General features: G+C 27.9%; 15 protein-coding genes. 2 read left to right on the top strand and 13 right to left on the bottom strand.

From position 1 onward, the window contains the following. The first annotated feature begins 8 nt into the window (after positions 1-8). Together AB0T67_RS10530 and AB0T67_RS10525 are read left to right on the top strand one after the other, a co-directional pair. A complete protein-coding gene (locus AB0T67_RS10530; RefSeq protein ID WP_369220265.1) occupies positions 9-2,465 on the top strand; it encodes an eCIS core domain-containing protein in 2,457 nt (818 codons plus the stop codon). Between the two features lie 117 nt (positions 2,466-2,582). Beyond that, on the top strand, positions 2,583-4,046 hold the full coding sequence (locus tag AB0T67_RS10525; protein ID WP_369220264.1) for an eCIS core domain-containing protein: 1,464 nt from the start codon (positions 2,583-2,585) through the stop codon (positions 4,044-4,046). 49 nt (positions 4,047-4,095) lie between these two features. On the opposite strand, the gene AB0T67_RS10520 is transcribed toward AB0T67_RS10525, so the two are convergent. Genes AB0T67_RS10520 through AB0T67_RS10460 form a run of 13 tightly spaced genes read right to left on the bottom strand, consistent with a single transcriptional unit; the run spans position 4,096 to position 22,658 of the window. Then, positions 4,096-4,485 (bottom strand): DUF4280 domain-containing protein, encoded by a 390-nt coding sequence (locus tag AB0T67_RS10520; protein ID WP_369220263.1) that lies wholly within the window; start codon positions 4,483-4,485, stop codon positions 4,096-4,098. A gap of 5 nt (positions 4,486-4,490) precedes the next feature. Beyond that, positions 4,491-5,831, bottom strand: a complete 1,341-nt coding sequence (locus AB0T67_RS10515) for an ATP-binding protein (RefSeq protein ID WP_369220262.1) — start codon at positions 5,829-5,831, stop codon at positions 4,491-4,493. Then, the gene (locus AB0T67_RS10510; RefSeq protein WP_369220261.1) at positions 5,813-9,556 is read right to left on the bottom strand and encodes a contractile injection system tape measure protein; all 3,744 of its coding nucleotides are present in this window, start codon (positions 9,554-9,556) and stop codon (positions 5,813-5,815) included. The genes AB0T67_RS10515 and AB0T67_RS10510 overlap by 19 nt, the downstream gene beginning before the upstream one ends. A 2-nt stretch (positions 9,557-9,558) precedes the next feature. Then, positions 9,559-12,402, bottom strand: coding sequence for a hypothetical protein (locus tag AB0T67_RS10505; RefSeq protein ID WP_369220260.1), 2,844 nt, complete (start codon positions 12,400-12,402; stop codon positions 9,559-9,561). Positions 12,403-12,414: 12 nt separating this feature from the next. Then, positions 12,415-13,170: a hypothetical protein gene (locus tag AB0T67_RS10500; protein WP_369220259.1), complete on the bottom strand. Its 756-nt coding sequence runs from the start codon at positions 13,168-13,170 to the stop codon at positions 12,415-12,417. 11 nt (positions 13,171-13,181) lie between these two features. Continuing rightward, a complete protein-coding gene (locus tag AB0T67_RS10495) occupies positions 13,182-16,835 on the bottom strand; it encodes a hypothetical protein (protein WP_369220258.1) in 3,654 nt (1,217 codons plus the stop codon). Between the two features lie 22 nt (positions 16,836-16,857). Continuing rightward, positions 16,858-17,364 carry a GPW/gp25 family protein gene (locus AB0T67_RS10490; protein ID WP_369220257.1) on the bottom strand — a complete coding sequence of 169 codons (507 nt, stop codon included), beginning with the start codon at positions 17,362-17,364 and terminating at the stop codon, positions 16,858-16,860. An 8-nt stretch (positions 17,365-17,372) separates the two neighbouring features. Beyond that, entirely contained in the window at positions 17,373-19,169 is a 1,797-nt protein-coding gene (vgrG, locus tag AB0T67_RS10485) for a type VI secretion system tip protein VgrG (RefSeq protein ID WP_369220256.1), read from the bottom strand. 7 nt (positions 19,170-19,176) lie between these two features. Further along, the gene (locus AB0T67_RS10480) at positions 19,177-19,848 is read right to left on the bottom strand and encodes a CIS tube protein (RefSeq protein WP_369220255.1); all 672 of its coding nucleotides are present in this window, start codon (positions 19,846-19,848) and stop codon (positions 19,177-19,179) included. Further along, entirely contained in the window at positions 19,849-20,007 is a 159-nt protein-coding gene (locus tag AB0T67_RS10475) for a DUF5908 family protein (RefSeq protein ID WP_369220254.1), read from the bottom strand. It abuts the gene before it with no gap. A 3-nt stretch (positions 20,008-20,010) separates the two neighbouring features. Beyond that, positions 20,011-20,457: a phage tail protein gene (locus tag AB0T67_RS10470; RefSeq protein WP_369220253.1), complete on the bottom strand. Its 447-nt coding sequence runs from the start codon at positions 20,455-20,457 to the stop codon at positions 20,011-20,013. Between the two features lie 8 nt (positions 20,458-20,465). Continuing rightward, positions 20,466-20,927, bottom strand: coding sequence for a phage tail protein (locus AB0T67_RS10465; RefSeq protein ID WP_369220252.1), 462 nt, complete (start codon positions 20,925-20,927; stop codon positions 20,466-20,468). A 51-nt stretch (positions 20,928-20,978) separates the two neighbouring features. Continuing rightward, a complete protein-coding gene (locus tag AB0T67_RS10460) occupies positions 20,979-22,658 on the bottom strand; it encodes a phage tail sheath family protein (protein WP_369220251.1) in 1,680 nt (559 codons plus the stop codon). Positions 22,659-22,661: the final 3 nt, after the last annotated feature.

Below are 22,661 nucleotides of genomic sequence, written 5' to 3'. Positions count from 1 at the left end.
TAAAATTTATGATTTATAATTTTCATGTATCTTTAATTTTTCAACCAAACGAAACGATTATTATGAGTTTACACCTTAATAAACTGAAAGAAAAAACACCTAAACTAAATTCTAAAAAAGAAGGTATACAGTCTATTCAATTTAAGGATAATAGAACAAATAACACCAAAAACAATACTACTTTAAATGCTATAAATAATAGTTCTAGAGTTATAGCACAACGTGTAAAAAGTGATTCTATATCAAACACTCCTATTCAAAGACAAGAAAATAAAACGGGTTTACCTAATCAATTAAAATCAGGTATTGAAAATCTATCTGGTATTGATATGAGTGATACTCGAGTACATTATAACTCATCTAAGCCTGCTCAATTACAAGCTCATGCTTATGCTCAAGGTAACGATATTCACTTAGCCTCTGGTCAAGAAAAACACTTACCACACGAAGCTTGGCATGTTGTACAACAAAAACAAGGACGGGTAAAAGCAACTACACAGTTAAAAGGAAAAACATTAATAAATGATGATGCAGGTTTAGAACACGAAGCAGATGTTATGGGTGCTAAAGCTTTACAAATGAAATCAACTTCTAATCAAAAAACATTATCTCAAAAAACTTCTAATACTGTTTCTAAAACACCAATACAGTGTTATAGTGCTCATAAAGATAAATTAAGTCAAACTATTTATAATGTTTCAAGAAGCAATAAATTTGTGGTAGGTTTAGGATATCCAAACCATGAACTATATATAAAAAACCCTAGTATTTTAGAAGGATTAAATGACAGAGCTAAAGAAGGATTTTTAAAATTTACTACAGGTGATGATACTACTTCTTTTAAATTTGGTGATAGTAATGAAAACTACTATAAAGTAAAACCAATGTTTAATTTAAATGATAAAAAAAGACAAATAAATCCTGCTACTCAAATTGCTGATGAAAGTGAAGAGACTACTCAAAATCACCTTTATGAAGGTATTAAAAAAAGTTATGTAGAAAACCTTGCTTTACCTGAAGATGCAGATAGTTCTGATGATGAAATTATGACTAAATACAGTACCAATGTTGATGAAGCTAAAAACATGTATAAACTACGTGTATTAGCCGAAACGATAAGAAAAAGTATTGTACAAATGGATTATAAAGATGATGGTGATGTAGCTGGATTAAAAGGAAAATATACCACTGCTTTTTTTAGAATTATAGAATATGTAAAAGAAGAAGCTTTAAATGAATCTATACAAAAAAGTCAATTAGCATCACAAGGTAATGATGAAGTTAGAATCAAATCTATCATGGCTCAAAAAACTAGGACTAAAAAATCTGATATTATGGGACCTTTTAATGAATTTAAAGAAATGATACCCCAAGATTCAGACCTTATCCTTATGGAAACCGTTCAAACAAATGCTACTAAAATAGCTCAGTTACTTGAAGGTTTACCTAACGAAAGTTCTAAAAGACAAAGTATGATTGGGCATTTTAACGCTCAAGTTTCGTCAATAGAAAATAAAGAACTGATGTTAATGAGAGGTTGTGATTATGTTGCAGGAACCACAATGGGTAAAGTACATAAAGATAATATTGAAGATACTTTTTCTTTACTCTTTCAGCTTAGAAGTGGGGCGAAAGAACATCATCATTATTCTACCAAATTACTAGCTGATGGATCTGACTTTATATCAATAGAAGGTTTTGCTGGTGGATATCAAACTCATGATAACACTTGGGAGTTCTTTTTACATGGTGGAGAAGATACTGAAGCTGAATCTTTCAAAAAATATACAACAAGTAGGTATGACTTTTTTCCTGATACAAAAAGTGAACTTGCAGATATGAAAGGTGATAATAATGAAAACTTCACATTACATACTGATAAAACCCAAGAACTTGACAATGTAGATAAAACAACCAGAACCTTAAATAAGTTAGTTTCAAAAGGTGGAGCTAATAAAACTTACAAATTTTATACAGAAGATCAACAAAAAAGAGATCACTTTAACAATATCACTATACCATTACTTTATAATGCTGGTATAGCTGTTTTTGATAATATCCCTGATAACTTAAGAAATGTACTTAATGATGGATATGACGCTTTAAAAAATAACTGTGAAGAAATTTTTTGGAATAATATGACTACTAAAGAAGAAGTTATTTCAAACTATCAACATCAACTAGAAAGGTTAATTAATACAAAAATTATATATCATGAAAATTACATGCACAGTATTGCAAACTCTAAAGACTACTTAACTAATAAAATTAGTACTAACTCTATTACCGTTGATGAAAAAGCAGATGATTTAATTACTGCATGTGATAATTATATAAGAACATCTAGAATGAATTACGCAAGTGCTACTTACAAAAAAAGTCAGTTTAACAGTATAAAAGCAAAAGTAAGACAATTAGAACTTTACAAACAAAATAGTCAAAATACTTTAGACCATATAAATTAAAAGCACCTGTTTTTTACTCTAAAAAAAACTAATAGAAATAATTAAATATACAGTAAAATATAAATTATTATATTTTACTGTATATTAGTAAACTAACCTAAAAATTATTCTATTGCTATGAACTATTATGTGAATAAATTAGAAGAAAAAACTACAAACGTTAACAAACAAAAAGCTTCTGAAGAAGCTATTCAATTTAAAAATAATAGAGAAAATTCTACTCAAATAAACAGCTTTAAAAACAACATAAATACAAGTTCAAAAACTATTGCTCAAAGAGCTAAAGCTGATACTATTAATAACTCTCCTATTCAAAGACAAGAAAATAAAACTGGTTTACCTGATCAATTAAAATCAGGAATAGAATCTTTATCAGGCTTAGACATGAGTGATACTAAAGTACATTACAACTCATCAAAACCTGCGCAACTGCAAGCACATGCTTATGCTCAAGGAAATAATATTCACTTAGCATCTGGACAAGAAAAACATTTACCTCACGAAGCTTGGCATGTAGTACAACAAAAACAAGGTCGTGTACAAGCAACAACACAATTAAAAGGTAAAACTCCTGTAAATGATGATCCTGTATTAGAACATGAAGCTGATGTTATGGGAGCAAAAGCATTACAATCATCAACATTAAATACTATAAATAGTACTTTTCAACATAAAAAAATCAGTAATAATGTAACACAAGGTTTTTTTATTAAGAAAGACAAAAAAGATGGTATCACTTATATGATGACCACAGGTTACTTAAAACAAGAAAAAGCAAATAACGGGCTAGATAGTTTAAGCTCATTAGATTGGAAATATGTTGATAAACTTGTTGACTTTACAAACTATTCTAAGACATTTGTGATGGATGAAACTGGAAAATTTGATGCTGAAATAGTTAAACAAAAGTGTTATGAAATTGCAATGGCTATAAAATTTGCAAATGAAATAGACCAAGGTAATTTAGTTGCTTTTGGTGATAAACATGGTGTTTTTGCTGATTTTGAATTTGCTCAATTAGTAAGTAAAATTGCGACTAAAAAAAGTACCCTTTTATTAGAAGCTCCTGATATTAGCATTAAAGAAATGGAAGAATGGGGAAAAGGTGCTGCCGATACTAGAAACATAGCAAAACTTGGTAAAACTATAAATAATGATGAAGGCTGGGACGTAAAAGGAATCGATGCCCTACACCCCAATGGCGGTGGTTATTTAAAAGGTAATAAAAAATACCTTAAAGACTATGAAAGAGAGGGAACTTATGGAAAAGAAAAACCTTATCCCGAAGCTGCTTTAGGACCTGGACGCCGTATAGGTCCTTTAAGACAAAAGTATATTGCTAAACAATTGACTAAAGCAATTCAAAAAGGAGGTTGTCTTTTAGTTATTGGAACAACTCATATTAAAGGAAAAACAGGACGTGATACATATACTGTAAATGATGTAAAAAAACAACGAAAAAAATACACTACACCATCATTACATGAACTCTTAACAAAACATAAAGGACAAATTACTAAAGTAAAAATGACTAGAAATACTTACTATGTTCAAGTAATTAAAAAAGGAATGATACAGTAAAAAATATTTATAAAAAATAAACTCATCTAATATTGATGAGTTTATTTTTTTAAGCAATATCAACATCTTCTTCACCTGCATCTGAAAAAGAAACAGAACCTTCCCATAAACAATCACAAGTACTTCCGTCATCCAAAGCATTCATTCCATTAATTAATACATCTGAAATTCCAGGAGACCAAGGTGTAATAGTACTTGGTATACACGGTGCTGTTGTTGTTGCACCACTTGACGACGCTATAATTGCAGATACTGTTGGGTTTAATTCTGATGAACATTCACCAAAAGACATAATATTTACTAACGGAATATAATCATTTACCGTAGCCGCAGGCATACTATCTGAATTTACTTCATTAATTGGTAATACTGTAAATGATGATGTTGCCGAACCGAAAGAACAAGAAATACTTGCTCCTGTACACACTAAATTAGCCATATATTTTAGTTAAAAGTTTTATTTGATTTTTGATACTCTCTTTTTATACCTGTCATAATGTTTGTAAAATTAATTTTGTTTTCACCTTTATTGGCTGCTTTTATAGCACAATAACGCACCACATTAATCATTTCTCCTCCTGAAATTTCGTACTCTTTTGCTATTTTATCTATAACTTCCTCTCCATTTTCTATTTCAAAACTATTATTTAACAAGTTTTTCCATAAAATTTTACGCTCTCTGTATTTAGGTTTAGGAAAATTAATAGTATTTTGAAAACGTCGTAAAAAAGCTTCATCAATATTTGTTTGTAAATTCGTTGCTAGTACTACTAAACCATCAAAAGTTTCTATACGTTGTAATAAATAAGCAACTTCTTGATTTGCATGTCTGGCATTAGAAGAACTAGCATCGGTACGTTTACTGAATAAAGCATCTGCTTCGTCAAAAAATAAAATCCACCCTTTTGATGAAGCAATATCAAATAAATTACCAAGATTTTTTTCTGTTTCTCCAATATATTTAGATACAATCATAGATAAATCTATTCTAAAAACAGGTGTTTTAAGAGATTTTCCTAATAAAGTAGCTGCAAGTGTTTTTCCTGTCCCTGGGGCACCATAAAATAAAACTTTGTAACCAGGTTTTAATGTTTTGTCTAATTTCCATTCATTTAAAATTAGGCTACTATGTTTAAGCCATTCTTTAACTTCATTTAATTGATTCTTGATACTTGTATCTAAAACTAAATCAGCCCAATTCATTTGTGTTGTAATTTCTTGCGCAGGAAATTTAGAATTATACTTAGGTATATATTTTTTATTAGTAATAATAATACTTAAAAATTCTTCAGATAATTGTAACGGTTCATTAAGTTCTATTGGTTTTTTTTTAGCTTCTAAAACACCTTCTTTATATAAGTTATTATTTTTATAAACAACTTGCATAAAATCCATTTTTATAGCTAAATCGTCTGCACCACCTAAAAGAAAACATACTGTTTCTAGTGTTGGTACAAAACCTCGTTTTTTTTCATCTATAACTCCTCCAAACTCTGAAAAAACAGTATCAAAAGTTTTATTTTTGATTAAAAAAAAGTCTAAACTCTGAGGTTTTAAATACCTCACTAAGCTCATTATAAAAATTAATCGTTCTTCAAATGTTAAATCGTATTTCTTTAATATTTGAGCGTATCCAGATTCATCTTCATCTATAACTAAAGGAGGTACTAATTCTTTAATTAATTTATATGCACAGTCATTTTTAAAATACAATGCAAATGCTGTTTCAATAACCATTTCTAGCCATACAATATCATTTTGTAAACTTACTTGTTTGCTCTCCATGTTATATCTATTAATTTTTCCATCCAACTTAATTTTAATTGCCCAATAGACCATGGTATTTGATCTAATAACATATCATACGATTTTTCTTCAACCGTAAGTATAAAAGTATCTTTACCAACAATAATACTACCCGATCTACATAAAAAAGAAACTCTAAATCCATCAACAGAAGTATTACCAATGGCACTCCAATGCGTTATTATTGCTTTAAGTAAACTATCTACTAAATCTTTTTCTTGGGTAGATAAAGTAACAACAAATCCTAATGGTATATGAATATCCATACCACATATTATTTTGTTTAATAGCAATACTTGTTCCTCTGATTCAGTTTTACCTGTAACCGCATATTGCAACATATAAATAGCTTTTTGTTGACACTCATCATTCTTAAAAGCTTTATTTTCTATCAATCCTATTCGCTCAAATAGCATAGATATATAAGGGCCTAAAAGAATCATGCCTGCATTTTCAATAAATATAGTACCTTCTACTGTTTCATTTTCAATTACTTCTATTACTAGCTCTTCTTTAGTTTCTTTTTGTTTTTGAATTGTTAGTTTTTTTAAATCAGCTACTATTTTTTCTGGTATATTATTAGATACAGAAACCGCTGTTATTATTTCTGTAATATTTGTATTTTTTATCGAATTAACACTTTCGAAAATTAATAAACTCCAATCATTAACAGACCATTTTTCAGTTGATAACAAAGCTATTTTCAATAAAACTCTATCAATAAAAAAACACCAAATAGTATTGTATTTATTTACTGAAAATTGTTTTTTAAGTTTACTAAAAATTTCAAAAACACTAAATAAAGTTGACTGATTTGTCACCGAAAAAAACAGGCTTGAAACCTCTTTTTGATACTTTATACTTAATTTATTAATTATTTTATTTCTAAAAAAAGGTTTTTTTAGTTGAAAAGCTAATTCATTAAAATTCTCTTGATTAATAATTTTTAAAGTTTCAAAAACCTCTTTTGAATTAGAAAAAAATATTGCTTCATTCCATGGAATTTCTTTTTCTATTTTTTCAATTTGATTTTTATACTTAAATACAGGTTGCAACACCTTACCTTCTAACCAATTCTCAACTTTTTTAAGATTTTTAAATATCGGCTTGTCATATTTAATTCTCTCTAAGATTAATAAGTATAAATTTTCTTTTGATAAAACAATCATTTCTGATAATTTAACAACAATAAAAACTATCAATTTAGAAGTATCAACTTGTTGATTTCTTTGGATATATTGTAAGAAAAAGTATCGTAATTCTTTACGATGTTTTGGTAAAATATTTTTAATTCCAGAAATATCTTTTTGTAAAACACTATCGAATAATAACTTAATCGTTATTATATTTTGAGATGATGAAGGGTTAATTTGCGTTAAAAAAACCTCATAATTTTTATCATCTAATAAATTTATAATTACTTGTTGATTTTTAGCTTTTTTAAACCAAAAAACAAATTTATCTGGATATAAATTTAAAACTTCATACATCGATTTTAATAATGAAACTGACGATTTATTATTTGCCCACCAAGGCAATGCACCTTTAACAATAAAAAAATGAGTAAGATTTAAGTGATATTTTACTTTATCATTATTGTTAAATATTTTTTGTTGATTATTACTTATATCTTCTAAAATTAAAGCGATAAACTCAGGAATATTCTGAATAATATTTCTTTTTTTAAGTATTTTTAAAACATCATTTTTATCAATATTATATTTTTCAGAAAATGATTTTAATAATTCTTCAACACAATATTGTAAACTTTTTTGTTTACGTGTAAAAATTATTTTTTTGATATTTAAAACAAGCTCTTGATAGGCATTTTCAGGAATTAAAACGGCATCAATACTTTCATATTCTGATGATATTAATTTTTGTTTTTTCTTATAATTTATTAGTTCTTCAGATTTTAAAACAGCTTGATATATTTTAAAATCCACTTCTAATTTTTTAATTATTATAGTTATTTCATTTAAAATTACTCTTATTTCTTTTCCATTAATATGTAATTCATCCAAACGTTTTTCAATCCATTCTGCAAGTATATTGTCTGAACAATTTTTATTTCTCGAAAAAACCTCCAACATTACTGTTATCAATTTTAAAGAAACTTCTTTATAATTATTACTTTTTAAATCTACTTGAAATTCCTTTAAGGAAATATTTTTTTTATTTTGATAATAAGAATATAATTTTATCGAATACTTCGAAAAAGAAGGTTGATAAACTTCATTAAATATTACATTTTCATAAATATTTTTTGGTATAAAATCATTTATAAAAAGCAATAATACTTTATAAGATTCTATACTTTTATCTTTTGATAAACTTTTTAAAATATCAATAAAAGCTTCATCAATAACAGTTTCATTTATTATTTGAAATAAAAATTCTTTAATTGCATCATTTGAATTTAAATGCGTTCTCGAAAATGTTTTTAAAGAAATTTCACCTATTTTTTCATCTAACTTATTTAATGTTATCGATTTTATTAATTTTTTATTTGAAAGCTCTTTTATCTTCTTAAAAAAAACAAGTATGTTTACTAATATTTTCTCTGTCGTATTTGTTATAATGTATTTTAGTAATTCCTCTGAAAATTTATTTACAAACCGAATAACATTAGAAGTATCTTCTTTTATAAATTGAAAAAAAATAGCATAAAATTTACTAGTATCCTTATGGATAAAGGCTTTTATCTCTTTTATAAAAAAAGATTTTTCTGTTATAACGCTATCTATTGGTAAAGTATTATTTTTCAGAAAATACCTAAAAGTAGTTTCAAAATCTAAATTATTACTCTTTATTGAAACTTCATTTACATTGATTTCTTCTTGTAACTGAATTGCTATTCTTGCAAAACTAGGAATCCGATTTACTTTATTTTGACTTTTTTGAATTCCTAAAACTATATTTTTAAGTAAAGCTTGATATGTTAAATTATACTTTGAAGCTATTTTATGAATTAAATATTTTAAAAAGTTTTTTTGATTAGACTGTCCTGAAACCTCTGTAAAAACATAAGCCAAAACAATTTCCCAAATAGCACTTCTAAAATAATTTTTATTAATTTCAACAAGAGCAAAGTTATTTTGATATGCTACAATATCAGAACGTGATTGATTAATAAACACACCTTCTTCCTCTTTAACAGCCAAAACAATTTGTTCTAAAACAGGATCTTTTAACTGCGAAATTAACCGTTTTCTTATGTTTTCTTTTTTTCCTTCTTTTTTTAAAGCCGTGATTAATGCTTCTTTATTATTTTTAAGTGCTTCTTTTAATAATTCTATTGGTTTTGTTGCTGATGGAGTATCCCATTGCATGTAACCATTTTTAAGAAAAAAAACAAACTGATCTACTTGAGTTTTATAAATAGATCGTCTATTTCCTTTTATTAATGTACCGTTATCATAAGTATTATTCTTAAAAAAATTTATAAATGCTTCTTCTATTTTATAAGTTAATTCACGCTCAAAATTTGATGCAGAAATTGATCCTAAATCAAGTGTAATTTTGTCATACTCATCTAAATATTCTGTAATATGATATCTGTCCATTACTTTTTGTAAGATAGACTGAATACTATGCTCTTGAAGCTGACTTATTTTAGATTGATATAAATATCCTTCAGATGAATCGTTTAACTCAATTTCATATTGCTGACTTTTAATTATATGTGTTTGATTATCTTTCAATATTAAACAACATCATTAGTAAACTCTTGTAATAAAAGAATCAATTCATAAGCACATTCCATTTGTTCTTGTCCTGTATTATTAAGCTGTAATAAATCCATCCATTTAAAATAAAGAGATTCAAATAAATAAAGCTCTTCATAATTTAACCAACATAAATTAGATACAATATGAACTGGTATTTCTTCGTAAATAGTATTTTCAAAAACTTTACGAAAATTTTTATTCTGAAAACGCACAGGCCATGAAGGCATTATAAAGCTCATTTTAAACGAGAAAAAATCTTCATTAACCGAATAATTATTATAAAAAACTAAGCACTTAATTACTTCCTCTATCGTTTCTTTTAACGTTATTGTTAAAATATTTTTTAATTTATCTATCGTTTCTTCTAATAAAACTCTCGAAATAAAATTGTTAGAAATAGCTAATACATCACCATTTAATGAGCTTATTTCTAACTGAAACTCATCATTTATTGATAAAACACTAAGTTGTAATTCACTATTTAACAAACCATTAATTAATTCATCAATAATTTCATCTCGTTTAACAAGTGTGTTTTTACTATTATGAGAAAGAATTATTTTTACTGATGAATCTAATAATGAAAAATCTATTTGAAATCCGAAATTATCTTCAAAACAAGAAGGCAATAATAAAACATGTTCTAATAATAAAAACCCTTCGCTTTTCTGATTGATATTAACCAAATAATTTATAGATTTTTTAATTGCATTTTCTGCTGCTATTTCATTTTTCGCTATGTGTACAATGTTCGATTTATTACTACTTCTTTGATATAAAACGTAATAATAATAATAATCAGCTATTTTAAGATCTTTTTTTATGATATAATTTGCTTTATCTATACCATATTGCATCACATCATTTAGTAATAATTCTTTTTCTCCAACATAATGCATGTTGTTATATAAACTCTCTTTTACACTTTCTTTTACTTTTATGTCATCTATTTCAATAATTTCGAAATGTTCATCAGAAGTATAAATATCAATTTCACTAACTACTACAGATACTTCCAAAGTTTTAGGATGTATACGTATACCTGATTCTGATATACTTTTAGTCAGCGATTTCATTTCAAAATTATTGATTCCTAAAAGTATTGCTATTTTTTTTAATACTCCTGATATCATTTTTCCTTCTTTATAATTGAAAGATTTTGATCTGTTATAACTAATAGTTGCATACTGCTTAACTAACTCTTGTTTATCAACTAATAACTGCTCTTCAAATTTATTAATCGGTATTGCATCACCATAACTTACTTGATTTATTTTAAGTAAACTATACGTTTCAAAAGCTTCATTATATCTAGATAATAATTGACTAGCAACTTTATTTAATCTTATTGAAGAATGATTATCAAAAAAAACATTTAATTCATTTGTTATTTTATCCCAATATATTTTAGTTTCTTCTAAATTATAAGAAGTGTTTACTGGCTCGATAACATCCAATAAATCTGCTATATCTGGTAAAGTATTTGTAAAGTACGATGCTTCTTTATTTTCATTAATATCATACAGCGTATAAATATTAGCTAATTGTGCCAAAAAATTTACTATAAGCTGATCAAAAGGCATTAAATAAGCTTGTAACTGTTTTATTTGAGCTTTACGTAATGGTGTTGCTGAATTACCTATACCTCTATCTCCAATACCATAAATTTCTGGAAATTGTTTTCTTATTGGATAATGATATGTTATATCTTGATAAGTTCCGCTAGGTATCGATATTTTATTTAAAGAATTAGAAGCTGCTTTAAACTTACTTGATTTTAAAGCCTGAATAAAAGACAATTGCTTTTTAGCCTTTTTTAAATCTGGTTGAAAAGAAATACTAGAATTTTCAAAAATTAGGTTTTCATTTGATTTAGGAAATAAAATTCTTCCTGTCATATTTTTTGGAACCTTAAAATTTTCTTTAATAACATGTTCTTTTTTAGTAATTGGATTTACATAATTTAAAGAGAAATTATTGATATTTAAAACCCCAGGAATTCTAGAAATCATTTTAATTATTTCAGAAATTTTAATAACTTCTAAAGGTCCTCTTAAATTTTCACCTTTTATAAATCCGTTTACTAAATTAGGTCCATTAAATATTTCATTTATTGATATATTTTCTTCTTGTAATTGTTTTAAAGAAGAATAACTTACCTCTGGCGCCAAATAATCATTAACACTATGTAAAATATTTGCTAAAATTCCTTCAGCATCAACAGTATCTAATAACTTAATTTTAAGCGATACAACTAGTGTTAAAGGTTTATAAATTTCAATAGCATATAAATCTTCACACAGGTTACGATGTTCATTATATATTTGAGTTATTTGTTCTTTTATATCTTTATTTTCTTCCGCTTCTTTAACTTGATGTACGTGATATTGATATTTCTCTACATATAAGTGTAATAAACCTTTTACATTATTTAATTCTTTATCATAATTATCAACAGGATGTATCCACAGGTTTTTTACATTATGTACTTTATCAATAAAAAATTTTCTATAATCATTAAATGTGATAGGCGTGGTTGTTAAAATATCTGATGCAATAAAAAGACCATTATCTCCAGATTTTAAAGCCTCTTTTTTTGATGATACTAAAATATCTTCTATAGGTAAAGTTGTTTTATGTGCTAATTCTGTAATAGCATATGAAATATTCTCTAATAAAGTTACTCCAGGATCGTGTTCATTATAATCAGTCCAAACACCACCACTTAGCTTTTGGAGAATTTCCAATGCTTCTTCATGTAGTTCTTCATAAAGACTAGAACCTTTTTTTCTTTTAGAAATATATCCTTTGTTATCCATAAATAATTTACACTATTGTTTAAATAGTTTGCTAATATCAGTGTCCCATAATTTTGTTATGTGATACTGTATGTTTTGTCCTGTTCCATAATCAGATTTTGTTCTCATTTGTAGTTTATAATCATAAGTACTACCTGTAAAACGAATATCTATTTTATTCCAAAACCAACCATAATGTGCTTGTGTTTTACGAATTTTATGATGTGATTTTCCAAAAGTACTTAATGCATGCGCATGTAATAAAGCATATCTTCCTGCTTTAGCTTTTCCTACCTGAGCCATTACTTCAAAAGCGATGCAACCATCTAAACCAGTAACAATATCATGCCAATGACCATCTGCACTAATAGTACCAATTTTATAAGTACCAATGCGAGTATCTGCTCCTAAAACACCTGTTACTTCTAATGTTGTTCTTGGTTTTTTTGTACCAATACCTATTGCTCCTGATTTTTTAAAGGAAATTGCAGTAATTGCTTTTGTATTAGTAATAGGAGCTTCTATAGAAAGGTCGTTATCTTCGTTTTGCCCTAATGCAACACTCCATTGTGGTAATTCATCCTCTACATTATCGTAAAAACTAATTACTTTGTTAGAGTCTTCTCCTTTAGGTGCTAATACTAATCCATCTTTTTCGTTTTTAGAAATTCCATCATCTACTTTATTTAGCATCGCATCTATCAAACTAAAGAAATTACTTTCTTTTGGTCTAGCTCCTGCTGCAAATAATGTCTTAAGGCTTTGTCTATTTAATAACTTAATTTTCAATAGTTCTTAATTTAATGGTTATTTATTTTAAAAGTCAAAACAGTATCCGATTTTGATTTTTTTAATATTACTGTATTTTCAGCTATTACTTCTTCTGTTTGATTTATCGATGCTATAATTTCTTTTTCATCTTCATAATCTCCTGCAACAATATAGTCTACTCCTATTTGTAAATTCTGACTTTCTATTTCTGCTATTGTTTCATCTTCTAAAATTGCTGATGAATAAATATTATGTTTATTTTTAGGTACTAAAATAGACCAAGGCTTCGTCGGATTTATTTCTTCATTTTCTTCATAAATTTTCACTGAAAAATCATCGAGTCCTTTTTTTATAATATGTTCTATTTCTAATTTTTTTATAGATTCTATGTATGATAAATTCTCTAAATAACTCTTTAACATTCTAGGAACAATAGTAGTTCCTATACCTTGAACAGCCGTAGAATCTTCATGAGTTATCGGGCATAAATACTCACATAGTTCAGTATTTAATGCATTCAAATAATATCCGCCTTGATCTTTAGCTTCAAACTCGACAATACAAGTAACAAGCAACCATTCTACAGTTGGGTTTATTACTTTTATTTTGATAAAAGAGTTCGATTTCTTTTTTATAAATTGATGTATCGCATCTAACTCATTGCCATTAAAATAATGATGTTTATAGTGTTTCCATTTATTCGATAATACTATCAACGTTATTTTTCCTGCTTGTGGTTTAAAAAACTGATTTAAGTTTGTACATTTTACAGCTATTATTTCATGAAAATATTGAAGTATCAAATGTTCATAATCCCAAACTGTTAAAGCTCTATCTTTATGTCTTAAACGCTCACTAACTTCGGTATAAAATAACTCAGGAGTTGTTGGTATTTTACCTCCAAAAGAGGCGGTTGGTTGTACTACTTTTTTAATTGCTGTTATTTTATTTACGACTTTAATAATACTTTCGGCAGCAACTTTTTTACCTATAACATTTTCATCATTACTGGTACAACTAGCTATTACTGCATTAGGATGAATACCATTAATTATAGGATATTTATAAGCTTCTTTTTTAGCTACAAAGCGTAACGAAAATTCTTGATTACCTACAGATAATACATTATTCGGAATTAGTATTTCTATAATTCCTGATTTACTTAACTGGTCTGTTCCATCTGAAATAATATTCTTTTTAGGTAGTGTTCCCCAAACATCTATCTTCAAATATTCGAAAATAATATTATTAGATGCTTTAGAATATTGAGACGTATTATTATTTAAATCGAAAAATAAGGAAACAGTACTCTCTTCTTCTATTTTATCTAATTTTAGATACAAATAACCTTCTCCATCAAAATTTGAAATAATAGTATTTTTAGAAACCTTACTATTATCTACTGTTTTTTCTCTTCCAAAAGGTGTTAAATGAATATAATTTCCTGTTATTTCATCAGTAATATCATTAAAATTATTATTAAAATAAATTGCATCACTTGCTATATAATCTAATGTTAATCGTTTTACTTTTGGAATAAATGCTTTATTCGGTAACGGTAATGATTCATTATTTTTTGCATTATATGTTGCTGTATTTATATAATTTTGCTGATAAACTTCCTTTCCAAAAGCATTATTAGGTGCTATTAAAGTTAGTTTTAAAAAACCACTATTAGTATGTATATTATAAGGAACAGGATCTTGTAATGTGTAATTTTTAGGTAATTGATATTTATCTAAATTAGATAATTTAATAGTTTTGTTTTTCGAAATTATTTCACTGTTATATCCTTCTTCTGTTACAACTGATATTGTATCAAAAAGAGAAATATTTTCTTTTTTATCTTCTTCTGTCGGAAGCCAATATCCGTTTGACAACCCTGTAACATCTACTCGAAAAGATGTATTTGTAAATTTTTCTGAATATCCTTTATAATATGTTTCAAAACCTCCGTAATCCAAAGGAACTACTTCCCACTCAATATTTATATTTACGTTTGATAATTCTTTTTTAAATAACTCACTTTTACCAACTAATAAATAATCGCCTATTTTAGCAGCTGAACCAAAAAGATTAAATACTTTTGTTAATGGCATTTTTCCAATATTATTATAAACCGAAAGGTTTTTAATATCTGTAACATTAACATCAATAGTTGCTTTTTCTAATTTTAAATCTTTTAAAAAAGAATACACATATACAGGTGCATATTCATCTAAAACAACCTTTATCATAGGCCAATCATATTTTTTATCCGATGCTAAAACACTTATTGGTGGCGCAGTATTTTCTACGATAAAATGAAGACTGAATGTGTTTGCTTCTCTATTAAATTTAACGCTATAAGAATTTATTGTTTCCCAATTTACTGATGTTGTGTACGATATTACAAAGGCATCTTCAAAAACAGTATTAAAAATTACATCTAAAGGTAATTTCTTATTTAAAACAATTTCATCTAATAATTTCCAAAAGGTATTTTTTGATGATTCTTTTTCTAACGTAAATGTTATTCTAATTTCTCGTTGTCCTTCTTCTAAAAACAATACTTGAGAACCAATCATAAAACCAACATCTGTTGTTATTTTAGATGATATTCCAGAATCTATAATTGAATCTTCATCTGCTCCAAACAACGATTTATTTGCAATATTTTTTGCTGATATTTTATTACAAATAAGATTATTTTTAATAATATTAGATATTGTAGGGAAATTAGTTCCTATTTTAATAAATGGACTTTTATTAAAATATAAGGTTTGTAAAGTACTAATTTCTATAGGTGACGCTAATAATGGTTTGGTCGTTTCAAATAAGATATCTTTTTTACTATCAAATAATTTCCCTGCAGTTAACGCTGTTTTTTCAGGAATTAATATTTCTTTTGATTTTGTATGTAACTGGAAATAAACAACCGTTTGAGTAGCAATTCCTTTACTTGGTACTTGCTGTAATACGTCTTTATAATAAAAATCTAAATGACGTTGTCCTATTTGATTAATTTGATCTTGAACCTTTTTAAATAACAATGAAAATGTAATATACATTGCATTATTAGGCATATGATTATTTTCACTAAAAATAGCTCTTTTTAAATATTCACTTGTAAAATTCTGAATATATAAAACCATTTTTCTGAATGTATGATTTATTTCTGATAAATCAAATTCGTCTTTATTATTTGTTGTGCTTGCATACTTTTTTAAAAGATTTACAATATTATCATTCGTGTTTTTTTCTTTGTTTATTTTTTCTAAAACATCCTGAAGTATTTCTTTCTTTTCGTGTAATACATCTAACAATACATTACTTATTTTATCAGCAAGAAAACCTTCTTTAAAATATAATAATGTATGATACCACTTCTCTATTTTAGCATACCATTCTAATAAATCATAAATCATTGTGACAGACAATTTTTCTTCATCTTCTATATGAAGATTCTCAATTGGCTGTTTTATTATTCCTATAATATAGATAACAGGATCTTGCTCTACTAGCTCTTTCCAGTTACCGTCAATAACATTTTCTGTTGTAAAGAAATTAATTTTTTCTAAATACGCAACAATGTAAGCTAACAAATCTTCAAAAGAACGCTCGTCTATCTTAAACTTCGGATTAAGTAAATTAGGGTTTATTCTCTGACGTTGTATGGTTCCTTTTCTTCTTTTCATCATCATATGTATTGACTAAACAATACGCTTACTTTTTATTTTTCAATTTATTAAGAGCTACTAAATCGGAAATACTAGTAGGCTTTTTTGTTTGTCTTTTATATAATTCAGGAATATCTGTTCCTTCTATTTTATAATACGGAAATACAAGATTGAACCTTGTATTTGTTAATGGAATTTTATAATCTAAATTAATTTTGATAACGCCATCTAAATATTGCGATTCATCTAAATGAACTTTTATTAATTTTATTCGAGGCTCATATCTTAAAATAGCTGTTCTTATAGTTTCTATAATAACATGCACTCTAGAGTTAGAAATAGACTCAAATAAATAAGTATAAATATCACAACCGTATTTAGGATTCATAATACGTTCTCCTATTTTTGTATTCAATAAAATTTCTAAAGATTGTTGTATATCTTTTTCATTAGAAATCATTTCAACACCTAAAGCTGTTTCTTTATGAAAGGTAGGCGGAAAACTCCAACCTGTACCTAAAAACAAATTATGCTTTTTTATATCTTGTTTCATCGAATAAATTAATTAAGATTTACTGAAGAACCACTAATACTTGTACTTCCACTGCTACTAATTGTACATCCACTATCACCATTAACTGTTACAGAATCTGTTCCTGAAACACTAATAGAACTACCACTAATTGAAACATCATCATCAGAAGCCGTTATTGTTACAGATGAACCTTGTAGTGTAAGTGCTCCTACTGCTTTTATTGCTATAGCCGATTCGCTATTTATAGTAATTCCGTCACTGTTTAATTGTATCTCATTTTTATTTTGATCTGTAATTGTAATCTCTTCGGTATTATCACTAATTAAAATGGTATTATTATTAGGTGTTAGTATTGTCATTTCTACATTTTCATCATCAAACTTTACTTGAAGTTGACTTCTTGTAATAATTCCTTTTATATTATTGTTACTATCCGCAGGAATAACAGTATCCTCAGGTGGCAAAGCACTACTATACATACTACCTAAAATAACGGGATAAGCAGGATTACCATCAATAAAACCAAGAATAACCTCATCATTTACTTCTGGATAAAAAAAAGCACCAAAGCTATTACTAGCATAAAAGGAAGCCAATCGAGCCCATACAAATTCAGTAGTATCATTTAGCATTGGTATTTCTACTTGTACTCTATATTCTCCGCCATCTTCGTCGTAAGTACTTTTAACAATACCTACTTGCATTCCTTTAATATCGATTAAAGTATCTTTTATATTTGGTTGAGATGGAGCATTTTTAACTTTTTCATTATGAAATTCAGGAACAACACCTATTTGTACTTCTGTTGTCCATTTACCAGTACTAAGAGTATGCGAAACACTAGAAACGTAAGCATCACCATCAAAAAGTTCTCCCATACCTGTTAATGAAATTAAGGTGTTTGGTTTTACTTCTGATGATCCTAAAAACGTAATACTACCTTTATATTTAGACATTCTTAAGCGTAATAATAACGCATCTGAAAGTTCTTGTGTTTCTTCTTGTGTTAAAGGAACAGAGGTTATAATAGTTTCATCTGTATCTGTGACAGCTTCTAAATCGGAATCAGAAACATCACCTTGTTCATTTGTTGTTGGCTCACTTGCTTCAGAACTTAATGAATCTTGTTCTGATGGTGCCCAAGAATTATATGAAATAGAATTTAATTGTTTTGTAGATTCTAACTCTACATCCATTTCTATAATATCTCTACCATATTCCAATTCTAATACAGGATCGGTATCAACAGTTATAGCATTAACAACAAGAGTTCCGTTGTCGGTTACCACTGCCATTCCATTACGTTGTGCTCGGCTTACTATAAAATCCCAATCTGATGCTTGATTCTGTATAATTTTTTCTTTTACAACCGTAGTTTCTGTAATATCAGCAGTAATACCAAGATTCGTTGCTATTTGTGTTATTGCATCACTATCAAGTGCATCGGAAAGAACCAGATTACTTTTACTATTTACTGATTTTATTAATCCATCTTTACATGTTATTTGAAAAGTAGTTCCTGATTCATCTACCTTAATCGCTTGTTTTGTTACTTCTCCTGAAAAAACAGTAACAGTACTTGTTGCGTATCCTAAAGATATTTCAATAGCATTTCCTGTACTAAAAGTAGTTGCATCTGCTATTTCAAACATTTGTGTTGATGGATTTCCATCTCTTATTGTAATTTGTGCTTGTGCTATAGTATCTACTTCTTGAGATATGCTTACACTCATTACTCCATAAGAATCAGGAATAGCATCACCTTCTGAGGTAATGATAAATGACACTAAATTATTTCCACTTATTATTGGTGAACTCGCCATGATAAATTTACTTTAAAGGTGGTAAATATAACTTTGTACCTGGAATTATATTTCTAAAATTTAATATATTATTAAACTTAGCTACATCAATATAATAACTACTATCGCCATATATTTTATAACAAATTAAGGGTAAAGTATCTCCTTCTTTCATTTCAATAAAATGAGTAAGATCTGGAGATTGATTATCTGCTTCTGCAGCAATATCATCTGCTGAAACTGCACCATCAAAAGCAACACTTAGTTTAGCTCTTAAAGGCGTACCATCACTCTGAAATAATGTATAAGAAATATTTAATGAAGTTAACTTACATTTAAAAACTAAAGTACCCCACGAAATTATTAAATAATTAGGTTCATGTATACTTCCGTTATAAGTAAAACATGTTGTTTTAAAAGTATCTACTTGATCTGAAACAGGAGTTTGTGTAGCTAATAAACTTGTTGAACTTACAGCACCTGTGGCATCAAAATAAATATCAAAAGACACTTTTTCAGGAGGTGTTCCTTTATACCAAACCGAAGTTCCAGGAGAACCTACAGGTTGAAATTTATTATATTCTATTGTATGCTCATGTGAATAAGATGCAGGATTTATTTGCACAGTACAACTATCACCTGTTTCGCTAGCATATTCGTTATCTGAATATGCAGTAATGATCATTAAATCTTTTGACATTTAGCGCTCTTTAAGTTTTTGTAGTTGTCTTTTTACTTCTTTTTCACAAATATTTGTAATTGTTTCTTTTATCAAATTGATATCCAAAACATCTTGCTTAGCTTTAATAGACTCCTCAACTTTAACTTTTATTACTAACTCTCTTATTTCTATGGGCATAATTTATATTACTAATGAATAATCATAAGACAATTCTAAACTTTCTATAAGGATTTCATTATTCATTGAATTTAATGGAGAAAACTCCCATTTAACAGGCCATGCATTAATAAAACTCCAATTTTTGATAGGAAAACTATCTTCATCTAAAAGACTTAAAATAACTGTTTGAGTAATTATTGATGATGATAACCCACCTCCAATTGTAGCTTCACACCATAATGATAATGCTGAAATACTTGACGTTACTCCTCGTTTTAATACTAAATTCGGATATTTTGTTCCTGCTGGAACTCTGTGTTTAAATCGGTTTTCACCTCCTTCGGATATCTCTTCAATACCCATTTCCATAGACATACCCGATACCTCTTGAAAAGAAGTATCGAATAAGCCTAATTCTAATGGAAATGTAAGTCTAAAATAAAAACTTGGTAATGGGTAATCACTCATATATTATATTAGCTATTAGCTATAGTTAAACCTTCATGAGCTAACTCTAAGGTTTCAATAGCAACTTCATTTGCTTCCGACTTTAAATCAGTAGCTGTAATTTTAGTTGGCCAAGCATTTGTTAATGTCCAAGTCATAGTTGGTGCTCCAGATTCATCTAGTAACTTTATAACTACGGTTTCTCTTTTAATGGTATTCATTTTTATTGCACTATACCAATCCCAAAATTTGTTATCTTTTACAAAAACACCTTTTTTAAGTGTTATGTTACTAAATTTAGATAATCCAGGCATTTTAATAGTACTAAATGTTTTACTATCACCATGTCTATATTCGATAACTTGTGTTTCTGTATCTAAACCTGATACCTCTTGAAAAGATGCCGAAGTATCTTGAGAACCTAAACTAACTGTAAAATAAAATTTAGTTAACGGCCATATTGCACCCTGTGCTGATCCATCATCTGCCATAATTGTATGTTTTTAATAAAATATTTAATTAATTTATATATACTGTATTTTTTAAGCTTTTTGCATTTCTTGCTGAAAAGTAACTTCAATGAATTCTGCTGGATGAGATACTGCAACTTTTACAGCAACAATCATTCTTCCATTTAAAATATCATCCGAAGTCATAGTACTTCCAAGTCCTATGGTAACAGAAAAGGCATCTGTAGGTTTTGGACCTACTAATCCTCCTTGATTCCATAATCCTAATAAGAAATTACTAATCATACTTTTTACAGAAACCCATGTATTAGCATCATTTGGTGCAAATACGTAAGCACTAGCGGCATCTTTTACCGATTGCTCTATATAAATTAATGTTCTTCTTACATTTATGTATCTCCAATCATTAGAGTTACCATCTAAGGTTCTAGCTCCCCAAACAAGCACTCCTCTTCCTGGAAATGATCTGATTGCACAAATAGATTTTCCATCTAATGGCATATTAAGATCTTCCTGAGCTTTTAAATCTATTTTTATAGCAGGCGCTATAACAGATTGTACACCTACATTTGCAGGAGCTACCCAAACACCTGAATTATTATCTACAGTTGTGTAAATACCTGCCATGGCAGCACTTGGTGTCATTAAATTTAATTTCTCTAATAAATGTTTTAATAATAATTTATAAGATGAGCTTAAATTTTTAAGTACAGAGTCTGCTTTTTCTTGTGATATTCCACTTACATCTGGTTTCGTTGTAAATAAAGCATTTATGTACTTTTTTACTGGGTTTGCTATCGTATTTTTAGTTTTCGGATCTAAAGTACTAGGAAACTCAGCATTAAGCATTGCTTTTACATCATTATAACTTGCTGGAGCAATATTGTTATATGAAATATCTGTTAATTGATTAACCGTTGTATGTAACCAAGGATAATATGCTGATGCATAACTATTAAATTTAGGTAATGTAGGCTCTACTGCATTTCTAAAGGCTTCAACACTTGTTGTTCCTACTAAAGGCTCACTGTATCCCCCTGGTACATCTAAAAGTGCTACTCTAGTTGTTAATGCTCCACAATGATTTATCAATTGTCCTTGTAAGCTATAACACAATGCGTATTTTTTAGCTAATTCGGTCTCTGTCGGATCCATTAATTCAACAGCATCTGGTACAACAATCATTGTTGGCTCTGCTTCTTTTTCTAAAACAGTTAACGCATCTGTAAAAGGATCTGTAGATGTTAAACCTGTCATAGAATAATCATAACCTCCTGTAGATACGATATAACATGTTCCTCCTCCGTTTTCGTAAAAAAACTTTACAGAACTATACAGTCTATAATTAACAGTACTTGTTGCTAAACTATAACCGTTATCACCTATAAAAAAGTCAACAGTTGCTGTCGATTTTTTAGTAGTAGCCTCTACTGTTGCTGGCTTTGTTGCATCAGAAGTTTTCTTTTTAGAAGGATCTACTGCTGGTGTAACAGGTTTTGCTACTGTAGCATTGTTTGGTATTTGATTTACCGCAAACTGAATCTGTGGAGGCATACTCCCAAAAACAGCATTAAACTCAGCTAATGATGTTATTTTAACGGCTTGGTTTACTAGGTTTTTACCATTGTAATTGGTTTGACCTGTGTACCCAATAAATGCGGGAATTGCAGTCGGTACTGATACCACTGAATTACCAAAAGCATCCAATTCTTGGATATAGACGCCCGGTGTTTTCATTTGTGTTACTGACATTTG

The organism is Tenacibaculum salmonis, from assembly GCF_041053065.1.
Classification (GTDB): domain Bacteria; phylum Bacteroidota; class Bacteroidia; order Flavobacteriales; family Flavobacteriaceae; genus Polaribacter; species Polaribacter pacificus_A.
This window is presented reverse-complemented; position numbering and strand designations above follow the sequence as displayed.